This window comes from Phytohabitans maris (assembly GCF_031085175.1).
In the GTDB taxonomy this organism is placed as follows: Bacteria; Actinomycetota; Actinomycetes; order Mycobacteriales; family Micromonosporaceae; genus Phytohabitans; species Phytohabitans maris.
Map to the genome: position 1 here is coordinate 25403 of NZ_JAVHUY010000073.1, position 11165 is coordinate 36567.

At 69.4% G+C, this 11165-nt stretch carries 3 protein-coding genes and 1 CRISPR repeat array; all 3 genes read right to left on the reverse strand.

Annotation, left to right across the window (positions count from 1 at the left end):
- The first annotated feature begins 58 nt into the window (after positions 1-58).
- Positions 59-8214: direct repeats of the CRISPR family, unit length 36 nt; unit sequence GCCGCAGCTCCCAGCGGAGCTGCCCTTCATCGAGGC.
- Between the two features lie 220 nt (positions 8215-8434).
- The 3 genes from fxlM to RB614_RS42570 all read right to left on the reverse strand — a co-directional run bounded on the left by fxlM (position 8435) and on the right by RB614_RS42570 (position 10987).
- The gene (gene fxlM / locus RB614_RS42560) at positions 8435-9700 is read right to left on the reverse strand and encodes a methyltransferase, FxLD system (RefSeq protein WP_308718415.1); all 1266 of its coding nucleotides are present in this window, start codon (positions 9698-9700) and stop codon (positions 8435-8437) included.
- 111 nt (positions 9701-9811) lie between these two features.
- Positions 9812-10039, reverse strand: a complete 228-nt coding sequence (locus RB614_RS42565) for a hypothetical protein (protein WP_308718416.1) — start codon at positions 10037-10039, stop codon at positions 9812-9814.
- Positions 10040-10096: 57 nt separating this feature from the next.
- Positions 10097-10987: a helix-turn-helix domain-containing protein gene (locus RB614_RS42570; protein WP_308718417.1), complete on the reverse strand. Its 891-nt coding sequence runs from the start codon at positions 10985-10987 to the stop codon at positions 10097-10099.
- Between the last annotated feature and the right edge of the window lie 178 nt (positions 10988-11165).

Sequence of the window (11165 nt, forward strand, 5' to 3'; positions counted from 1 at the left end):
AGACCCTTCGCAGCCGAACGGCTTCCACCCTGCTCAAGGCGGCTAGGATTTTGACCCTGCCGCAGCTCCCAGCGGAGCTGCCCTTCATCGAGGCGCCCTGCCGACATCGCTACGGACCTGGAACATCCGGCCGCAGCTCCCAGCGGAGCTGCCCTTCATCGAGGCCGGGGTGCCAGCGGCGAGACCGAGCAGGTGGGCCGCCGCAGCTCCCAGCGGAGCTGCCCTTCATCGAGGCCTGACCGTGCAGTTGCGGACGACGCCGGCCGGGTGCGGCGGGCCGCAGCTCCCAGCGGAGCTGCCCTTCATCGAGGCAAGGGCCGCCAGAACTCGCCCGCCCCGAAGCTGCCGGCGCGCGCCGCAGCTCCCAGCGGAGCTGCCCTTCATCGAGGCCACCCGGAACGGCCCACCCGGACAGCCCTGGGTGGGCGCCGCAGCTCCCAGCGGAGCTGCCCTTCATCGAGGCCCGGGCGCTTCGCCCTGCTCGTCAGCCATGCCGCCGAGCCGCAGCTCCCAGCGGAGCTGCCCTTCATCGAGGCGCCAACCTCACCGAAGCCTGGCGGGTCGAGGTCGAACGCCGGCCGCAGCTCCCAGCGGAGCTGCCCTTCATCGAGGCTGCCTCTCCGTGTAGGCGGGCAGCGACACCATCTCGCCGCAGCTCCCAGCGGAGCTGCCCTTCATCGAGGCCCGAGGTGCCCGCTCCCCCACCGCCGCCGGCCGCGGCCGCAGCTCCCAGCGGAGCTGCCCTTCATCGAGGCAGCGCCTCCAGCAGTGGCCGGGGGTCCGGCCCGTGCGCTCGCCGCAGCTCCCAGCGGAGCTGCCCTTCATCGAGGCAGGTACGCCACCCGCGTTCCGCCGACACCGCGCCAAAGCCGCAGCTCCCAGCGGAGCTGCCCTTCATCGAGGCTCAAGCGCGTTGTGCAGGATCGCGCGCTTCCGGGCGATGGCCGCAGCTCCCAGCGGAGCTGCCCTTCATCGAGGCTTCGCCGCGATCCACCGCGACGCCACGCACCGCGCCCACGCCGCAGCTCCCAGCGGAGCTGCCCTTCATCGAGGCGGGTGCCGGCCGGGGGTCACGGTGAGCAGGCGCATAGGCCGCAGCTCCCAGCGGAGCTGCCCTTCATCGAGGCTCAATGAACAACCCAAGAAACCGAAAAGGCCAAAGGCCGCAGCTCCCAGCGGAGCTGCCCTTCATCGAGGCGCGTCCCGGATGATCCGCAGGGTCCGGCCGAGCACCGGGCCGCAGCTCCCAGCGGAGCTGCCCTTCATCGAGGCGACTTCGACCCGCTCTTCGACGGCGTCCGCGATACCGGCCGCAGCTCCCAGCGGAGCTGCCCTTCATCGAGGCGGCGGCGGCGGCTCTGGCGCGACGAACGGGGCCAGCCAGCCGCAGCTCCCAGCGGAGCTGCCCTTCATCGAGGCTCGATCTGCCGGTTGGCCATCCGGCTGTACGGGTTGACGGCCGCAGCTCCCAGCGGAGCTGCCCTTCATCGAGGCACGATTCCGAGCGAGGTGGCAGGCACGGTCATCGCCGCCGCAGCTCCCAGCGGAGCTGCCCTTCATCGAGGCCTGGGGTCGGGGGATTGCCAACCCTCGGCCAGGTGATGCGGCCGCAGCTCCCAGCGGAGCTGCCCTTCATCGAGGCCGCGAGGGCCTGTTGTGGGGCTCAGCGGTCAGCCAGCACGCCGCAGCTCCCAGCGGAGCTGCCCTTCATCGAGGCATGATCGGCCTCAAGGCAGACCGGCTCCGCGGCGAGTTCATGCCGCAGCTCCCAGCGGAGCTGCCCTTCATCGAGGCAGGAGTGAAGAAGTCCTGTGGTCTCGGATCATCCGCGCCGCAGCTCCCAGCGGAGCTGCCCTTCATCGAGGCCGGTGCCACTTGACTTCCTCGAAGGTGGGACTGTCGGGCCGCAGCTCCCAGCGGAGCTGCCCTTCATCGAGGCATGACCTCGCGGACACCGGTCACGTCGGTGTTCGCGGGCCGCAGCTCCCAGCGGAGCTGCCCTTCATCGAGGCGCGCTGCACCCGGTCGACGAGGCCACCGCGCGGCGGGCCGCAGCTCCCAGCGGAGCTGCCCTTCATCGAGGCAGGCGCTTGCCGTGCGCCGCGCAGACACCGACGTGGAAGCAAGCCGCAGCTCCCAGCGGAGCTGCCCTTCATCGAGGCAGCGGAACCCGCGGCGCCGGCGACGGTTCGGGGAGGCCGCAGCTCCCAGCGGAGCTGCCCTTCATCGAGGCTGGTCACCCGCCACCTTCAACTCGTACAACGACGAGCCGCAGCTCCCAGCGGAGCTGCCCTTCATCGAGGCCGGGAGTGTTCCAAGAGCGGTTGGATGGTATCCACAGCCGCAGCTCCCAGCGGAGCTGCCCTTCATCGAGGCGGGTTCGCCACGGCCGCCGGATCGTTGCTCACCGCGCCGCAGCTCCCAGCGGAGCTGCCCTTCATCGAGGCCGGCTCCGCGCCTCCGCGCGCTCCGCTTGCCTGCGCTAGCCGCAGCTCCCAGCGGAGCTGCCCTTCATCGAGGCCCCGGCGGCCGCGAGGTCGCCGTCCGCCGCCCCAAGCCGCAGCTCCCAGCGGAGCTGCCCTTCATCGAGGCGGGGTGGGCGGGTTGTGCCGGTCGTCGCCGGCGTACCCCGCCGCAGCTCCCAGCGGAGCTGCCCTTCATCGAGGCCTCAGCGCGGGTACGCGGCATCGGCTCGCGGTGGTATAGGCCGCAGCTCCCAGCGGAGCTGCCCTTCATCGAGGCGGTCCCGGCCGATCGGGACAAGCGGCACGCGCTCCAGGGCCGCAGCTCCCAGCGGAGCTGCCCTTCATCGAGGCTGGGCGAGGTCCGGGGTCTGCACCCACTGCGACTGGCCGCAGCTCCCAGCGGAGCTGCCCTTCATCGAGGCGTGGACTCGGAGTACCGCTACCAGCGGGTCGACAAGCCGCAGCTCCCAGCGGAGCTGCCCTTCATCGAGGCTGGACGATGCGGCCGAGGGTCGGCTTCATGCGGGCTCTCCGGCCGCAGCTCCCAGCGGAGCTGCCCTTCATCGAGGCAAGAGCACACCCTCCCCCGGGTGCGTGAACCATGCCGCAGCTCCCAGCGGAGCTGCCCTTCATCGAGGCCGAACCGCCGCGAGCAGGACCGATGGGAGCGCGTCGCCGCAGCTCCCAGCGGAGCTGCCCTTCATCGAGGCCGGGCCGTCCGGCTCGGTAGCTCGTGTGTGGTCACCGGGCCGCAGCTCCCAGCGGAGCTGCCCTTCATCGAGGCGAAGTGCCGAGCACCGGCTTCCTCAACGACATCTACGCCGCAGCTCCCAGCGGAGCTGCCCTTCATCGAGGCCCGGGCGGACCGGGCCCTGGCCGAAGCCGTCACCGAGCCGCAGCTCCCAGCGGAGCTGCCCTTCATCGAGGCGCGATGTACGACTCGAACGACATCGGTGATCAGGCCGCCGCAGCTCCCAGCGGAGCTGCCCTTCATCGAGGCCGTGCTGGCCGTCCCGCGCCACGTCGAGGACGCAGCCGCAGCTCCCAGCGGAGCTGCCCTTCATCGAGGCCCGGTCAGGCAGATCGACAGCACTCGCAACGCCCACGGCCGCAGCTCCCAGCGGAGCTGCCCTTCATCGAGGCGTCCGCGACGACGAGGGCCTGGAGCGCTACCTGACCGGCCGCAGCTCCCAGCGGAGCTGCCCTTCATCGAGGCTAGATGCCCGGCCGTGGTGCGACGAACGGGCTGGGCCGCAGCTCCCAGCGGAGCTGCCCTTCATCGAGGCACGCTGGCGTCATCCATCGCCATGACAGGCTCTCCGCCGCAGCTCCCAGCGGAGCTGCCCTTCATCGAGGCAGCTGGTCGCGCATTGCCTCAGCCCACGGCCGCAGCAGCGGCCGCAGCTCCCAGCGGAGCTGCCCTTCATCGAGGCGCGTTGGACACGTACACCCGGGATGCAGCGTGAGCAAGCCGCAGCTCCCAGCGGAGCTGCCCTTCATCGAGGCGGGTCACCAGCTCGCAGTGTCACGACGGTCGTCAGGCCGCAGCTCCCAGCGGAGCTGCCCTTCATCGAGGCGCATGAGCGCCGAGGAGCTGAAGGCCGCGCGGCAGGTGCCGCAGCTCCCAGCGGAGCTGCCCTTCATCGAGGCCTGGTGCTGTGCTTCTTCGCCAGCGGCGAGATGGGCTGCCGCAGCTCCCAGCGGAGCTGCCCTTCATCGAGGCCCCGACGAGACTGTGGTCCGGGTGGCCGGCACCGGCTCCGGCCGCAGCTCCCAGCGGAGCTGCCCTTCATCGAGGCATGAGGAACGCCCCGGCGTCCACCTCGGCGCCGCCACCCTGGCCGCAGCTCCCAGCGGAGCTGCCCTTCATCGAGGCCGTCTCACCCCATATGGGGAAGAGGCGCTGTGCGCCAGCCGCAGCTCCCAGCGGAGCTGCCCTTCATCGAGGCAACCCAGAACTTGTAGACCTCGGCAACTGGTATGCGCACGGCCGCAGCTCCCAGCGGAGCTGCCCTTCATCGAGGCCTTGTTGCAGATAGCCGCTCGCCCGGCGTGACGTGCCGCAGCTCCCAGCGGAGCTGCCCTTCATCGAGGCTGTTAGTGCCGTTCCTAGTGCTGCGCTGGGATCGGCCGCAGCTCCCAGCGGAGCTGCCCTTCATCGAGGCGAGATCCACCTGTTCGACATGGACATGGAGCTCGGCCGCAGCTCCCAGCGGAGCTGCCCTTCATCGAGGCAGCTCGGCGAGCGCGGGCTGCAATGGCTGAAGGTGGCGGCCGCAGCTCCCAGCGGAGCTGCCCTTCATCGAGGCATGCGCTCGCTCAACGGGAAGGCGCTCATGCCCATGCCGCAGCTCCCAGCGGAGCTGCCCTTCATCGAGGCAGGCCCGGCAGGCGAGAGGGCTACGCACCGACGCTCACCAGCCGCAGCTCCCAGCGGAGCTGCCCTTCATCGAGGCTACCTCGCCACCGCCTCCAGCGCGTCATCGATCGGAAGCCGCAGCTCCCAGCGGAGCTGCCCTTCATCGAGGCCTGATCACCGCCAAGGGCAAGGTTCGGCACCACGGAGCCGCAGCTCCCAGCGGAGCTGCCCTTCATCGAGGCCTCAACGACGGCCCGCTGGTCGAAGCGGCCTACGTCGGCCGCAGCTCCCAGCGGAGCTGCCCTTCATCGAGGCTGCGCGGTCAGCAGCCGCGGCGAACACGGCCGGATCACCGGCCGCAGCTCCCAGCGGAGCTGCCCTTCATCGAGGCCATCACGTGGCCTCCCGGTGCTGGCGTCAATGAGGGCCGCAGCTCCCAGCGGAGCTGCCCTTCATCGAGGCACCAAGGAGCACGGCCAGGAGAAGCTGCTCAAGGTCACGGCCGCAGCTCCCAGCGGAGCTGCCCTTCATCGAGGCGGCACCGGCGAGCGCTGCCGGTGGCTCAGGTAGTCACGCGCCGCAGCTCCCAGCGGAGCTGCCCTTCATCGAGGCATCGCGGCGAAGGCGGCAGCGAACACGCCCGGGCCGCAGCTCCCAGCGGAGCTGCCCTTCATCGAGGCACGCTCGTCGGGCCGCCGAACACCAACCCGCCGCCCGGCAAGCCGCAGCTCCCAGCGGAGCTGCCCTTCATCGAGGCGGGCCGCTGACGAACGAACAGTACAAGCGTCTCACCGACGCCGCAGCTCCCAGCGGAGCTGCCCTTCATCGAGGCCCGTGCTCGGCCAGCTCGGCGGCGCGGCAGGCCGGCAGCCGCAGCTCCCAGCGGAGCTGCCCTTCATCGAGGCGTGATGAACCCGGCCGACTGGGAAACGATCGACCTGCTCGCCGCAGCTCCCAGCGGAGCTGCCCTTCATCGAGGCGTCCATCATGCGTGCGGACACCGACCTGCACGTACTTGCCGCAGCTCCCAGCGGAGCTGCCCTTCATCGAGGCTGAATCCGAACCAGGCGCTTGCGGGCCAGCGCAACAAGAGCCGCAGCTCCCAGCGGAGCTGCCCTTCATCGAGGCAACGGCGGACCGGCTTGGCACATCGAGTTCGCGGATGTGGCCGCAGCTCCCAGCGGAGCTGCCCTTCATCGAGGCTGGGGTGAGCCGCTGTACCCATCGGTCATCGAAAGCCGCAGCTCCCAGCGGAGCTGCCCTTCATCGAGGCGGCTACTGGGTGCGGCACCCCGAAGCCGGTGCCATCGTCAGCCGCAGCTCCCAGCGGAGCTGCCCTTCATCGAGGCAAGAACCACGTCAGCAAGGCACATCACGGTGAAGAGCAGGCCGCAGCTCCCAGCGGAGCTGCCCTTCATCGAGGCGGGATCGAGTTCACAGTCGGGCTCGGTGCCATCGATCCGCGCCGCAGCTCCCAGCGGAGCTGCCCTTCATCGAGGCTTGGGATCAACTCATTAGCATCTATCAGGAGGGGTCAGAGCCGCAGCTCCCAGCGGAGCTGCCCTTCATCGAGGCGTAGTGCAGCTGTCCGTCGCTGCCTGGTAGCCGATGCCGCAGCTCCCAGCGGAGCTGCCCTTCATCGAGGCATGCTGCAAAGTGTCAAGCCCTATCCCCAGGCTGGGCCGCAGCTCCCAGCGGAGCTGCCCTTCATCGAGGCGGGACGGCGAGGCTGCGCCCGTTGCTCTGTTGTCGCCGCAGCTCCCAGCGGAGCTGCCCTTCATCGAGGCTTCCCGGGCCCGAAGCTCGGCGACCCGTACGCGGACGGCCGCAGCTCCCAGCGGAGCTGCCCTTCATCGAGGCACGACCTCGGCGGACCGGACGGCGCGGAACCCGACGCCGCCGCAGCTCCCAACGGAGCTGCCCTTCATCGAGGCCGGATCGACTCGACCACCTGTGCGGTGACCTCACCCCGAGCCGCAGCTCCCAGCGGAGCTGCCCTTCATCGAGGCCTCGAACAGGCTGTCGAGGGTCGGCTCAATTCCGACCTCGCCGCAGCTCCCAGCGGAGCTGCCCTTCATCGAGGCAGCGACACCTGGGTCGGGAAGCCGCCCTTGGGATCGCGGCCGCAGCTCCCAGCGGAGCTGCCCTTCATCGAGGCTGGGGCGACCCCGGCGACGCCGTGATCGAGCTGCCCGAGGCCGCAGCTCCCAGCGGAGCTGCCCTTCATCGAGGCGGCGTCACGCCCACCAACGACGGGACGCTGACCATCAGCCGCAGCTCCCAGCGGAGCTGCCCTTCATCGAGGCCGGATCGTGACGCCGGCGGGTGCGGAGCGTCGCGCTGGAGCCGCAGCTCCCAGCGGAGCTGCCCTTCATCGAGGCCAGCGGTTCATCGACCAGGGCGTTGCGTCGTTCAGCCGCAGCTCCCAGCGGAGCTGCCCTTCATCGAGGCTACTTGTCGGGTGGGCGCCGCCCGGAAGCGGCGAGGCCGCAGCTCCCAGCGGAGCTGCCCTTCATCGAGGCTCCGTCTCGTCGGTGGCGTCCAGGACCTCGGGGAGCCGCAGCTCCCAGCGGAGCTGCCCTTCATCGAGGCGAGGTCGAGAACGGCGCTGAGAAGATCTGCGTGGAGGCCGCAGCTCCCAGCGGAGCTGCCCTTCATCGAGGCAGCGCTGCCCGCGCCCTGTCTACCTTGGCCTGGCCGCAGCTCCCAGCGGAGCTGCCCTTCATCGAGGCCTAAGAAGAGCCCGCCGCCGAGGTGCGCAAGGGGCCGCAGCTCCCAGCGGAGCTGCCCTTCATCGAGGCAGCCCGACAGCGTCGGTGTACATCTGCACCGTCCGACTGGCCGCAGCTCCCAGCGGAGCTGCCCTTCATCGAGGCGCGTACGAGAGGTGGCCGACCTTCACCCCGGCGACGTCGCCGCAGCTCCCAGCGGAGCTGCCCTTCATCGAGGCTACATGTGGTAAGAGCATGGCATCGCGATCCATAAAAGGCCGCAGCTCCCAGCGGAGCTGCCCTTCATCGAGGCTGGACCGCCCACTCCACCCGCAGCTGGCCGCCGACCAGGCCGCAGCTCCCAGCGGAGCTGCCCTTCATCGAGGCGGCAAGGCTGTCTCCGAGTGTGACAAGTGGACGCGCCGCAGCTCCCAGCGGAGCTGCCCTTCATCGAGGCGTGGTGCCTCCCGTTCCGGCCGCCGGCTGGTTTCCCGTGGCCGCAGCTCCCAGCGGAGCTGCCCTTCATCGAGGCACCCGCTGGAAAGCGTGCGCGCTGGTCGAGCAGGGCGACGCCGCAGCTCCCAGCGGAGCTGCCCTTCATCGAGGCGAGGTGCCGTCGACGGGCTTCCTGAACGACATCTACGCCGCAGCTCCCAGCGGAGCTGCCCTTCATCGAGGCCGGCCCGACGGTCGCGGCCCCGAACCGGCCCGCGGCGCCGCAGCCCCAGCGGAGCCACCCATCATCGAGGCGGAGGCGTCCTGTCGGAAGACTGTTTGGAACGGCCAGCGCGAATATCTGTTGCATGCATAACCCCGAATTTCCGACGGGAGTACGAGCCCGAGGGTTATGTCGCTGACGGTCCGCCATACGTGCCCGACGTCAAGCGCGAGGCGCCTGCCTAGTTGTGCGGCCAGTGGATGGTGAGGACGCCGTGTGTTTTGTCCAGGGTTGGGGTGCCGGCGGGGATTTGGGTGTGGTTGCTGTCGGTGGGCCAGTAGCTGAGGGTGGGTGTGGTGTGTCGGCCGTGGTGGTCCCATGCTTGGACCTGTTCGATCATCGCTTGGGCGGCGAGGTAGCTGTCGGTGCCGTAGGCGCGGGCGCCAAGCTCGAGTCCGGCTCCGTCGGACGTGGTGTGGACCACGAGGTGGGTGAACGCTGATCCGCATACGGCGGCGTGGGGGTACCAGGTGCCGTGTTCGGCGGCCAGTTCGGTTCCGGTGTCGGCGGATAGCTGGCAGTAGCCGGGCAGGTGCCAGGCGAACCATAGTTGTAGGTCGGCGAGCAGGTTCGGGTCTGGCACCGTTACGCCGGCCCAGAGCTGGGAGCGGGCTGTGGCGAGGACGCCATCGAGCAGGCCGATGTCGCCTGGTGGGGCGCAGTCAAACCGGAGAGTGATGTTGTTGCCGTTCGGGTCGGGCAGGAAGAGCAGCTGTTCGATGTGCTGTCCGGCGCCTCGCATCGGCAGGAGGTGGCTGGCTGGTTCGGTGGTGGTGCTGGTGAGGTGGTCGCCGGTTCGGCGGAATCCGATGGTGCGGGTGAGGCCGTTCATGACCAGTGGGAGCACGAGCACACCGTCTGGTGTGAGTTGGTTCAGCCAGGTGGGGGCGATGTCTGGTGTGCTGGCGGTGACGATGGTCGCGTCGAACGGCCCCTGGCCGGGCACACCGTGCCATGCGTCGGCCTGTTGGACGGTGACCCGGTCGGTGTAGCCGGTCACCCGTAGCAGGGCTTCGGCTAGTTCGGTGACCTCGGGGTCGATGTCCACGCTGACCACCCGGCCGTGGGGGCCGATGATTTCGGCGATGAGTGCCGCGTTCAGGCCGCCCGAGCCGATTTCCAGGACGGTCATGCCGGGCTGTAGTTGGGCCTGTTCCAGCATCCGTGCCTGGGTGCGGGCCGCGGACACGGACGAGATCGGCACGCCGCGTTGGTCGTGTTTGGTTTCCACGGTGTGGTCCGCCGCGTAGGCGGTCTCCAGCGGCACCTCGACGGGGAGAAGGTCCTCGCGGGCCACCACCCGGAACGCCGCCTCGACGGCCGGGCTGGTAATCGTCCCGTCGGCGCGCAGCCGGTCTGCGAGGGCAGCGCGCAGCTGCTTCGCGCGGTCGGTATCCGAGGCGCTGGCGGAAGTGGTGGGTCGGCTGGTGGTCGATTCGTTCGGCAAGACTGTTACCGCCAATCGTGACTTGTCGGAGCGTGATTCAGGTCAAGGTGGGGGTGCCTGCCGCCCGCCCGCAGGGCTGACAGGTCGCTGGGTGGGCGGCAGGCTGGGTGGTTATCGGTTGTGGCTGTCCGTGTCGCGGCTGGCGCTGTGGTGGGTTCCGGTGGCGTGGGTGAGGCCGGCCAGGAAGGCGCGGTAGTCGCCGAACAGTAGTTCGGCGAGGTCTTCGCACTGGCTGGGGTCGATGGTGATGGCGTGTTTGTCGGCGTAGGCGGCGATCCGCTGCGCCCCGACCGTGATAGCGGTGCGGGACGCCTCAGGGTCGAACGGAATGATCTGCATCAAGGGCTCCAATTTCTCGGGTGTTTGTTCACACGGTGGGGCTGCTGGCGTGCGGGTTTATGTTTCTTCGGCGGTGGTGGCGATCAGGGCGGCTGACTCGGCTGGGCTTAGCGAGACTTCGCGGAGTTTGTCGAACGCGTTTTTGTAGCGTTGGGCGGCGTCGGCTTCGATCATCAGATGGCCGTCGAGGTGGTGGACCAGGGCGACGGGTGGGTAGGGGCGTTGCATGGTGCAGAGGGTGAACGCGCCGTGCAGGCCGGGGTGCCAGCCGATCCGGGTGGGCAGTATCCGTACGTTGATGTGGGGTCGTTCGAGTAGCCGGGCCAAATGTTGCAGCTGGGCTTGTAGGACCAGTCGGCCACCGACGGGGCGGTGTAGGACGGGTTCTTCGAGCAGGATTTCCAGTCGGGTCTCCGGTTTGCGGTCTACTTCCAGGGCCTGTTGCCGTTCGACCAGTTGGCGGACGAGTTTGTCGACCAGTGGCTGCTGTGGCACGGTGTGGGCGATGATCGCGGTGGCGTAGTCGCGGGCCTGGACCACTTGGGGGATGGTGAGGTTGGCGTAGATGCACAGTTCTTCGGCCCGCTGCTGCACCCACCAGTCATCAACCACCGTCCCACCACCACCCCCGCCGGCGTCGCGGGCGTTGTCGGGCTGGGTGGCGGCTGGTACCCATTGGTTGATCCGCCACGCCTGGTGTGCCATGTCCACGAGCGCGGTCCGCGTGGCGTCGTCGTAGACGCCGTAGACGTCCAGTAGGGCGATGACGTGGTCGCGGCGAAACGGCCACTCGGCCCGCTCGTAGCGGGCGAGGGTGGAGAACTCCACTCCCAGGTAGGCGGCGATGTACTTCAAGGTCAGCCCGCGCTCTTCGCGCAGCTGCCGCATCCGGCTGCCCAGATACTGGGCCCGAACCGTTTGCAGGAACTGTTTGCGATCGGTCGGCATCCTGCGACCCCTTCCCTTTTCTGCTCATCGAAACGCTCATATATCCGTGACTTCAGATATCCGCGGCCAGGTCGGTGATCAGCTGGGCCGAGTCGGCGGCCGGTAACGCCGCCTCCTGTAGCCGGTTGAATGCGTCGGCATACCAGTGGCCGGCTTGGCCCTCGTGCACGGCCACACC

Excerpts from the sequence above, each read along its gene's own strand:
- RB614_RS42565 (WP_308718416.1), bottom strand. The coding sequence starts at position 10,039 with ATGCAGATCATTCCGTTCGACCCTGAGGCGTCCCGCACCGCTATCACG.
- RB614_RS42570 (WP_308718417.1), bottom strand. The coding sequence starts at position 10,987 with ATGCCGACCGATCGCAAACAGTTCCTGCAAACGGTTCGGGCCCAGTAT.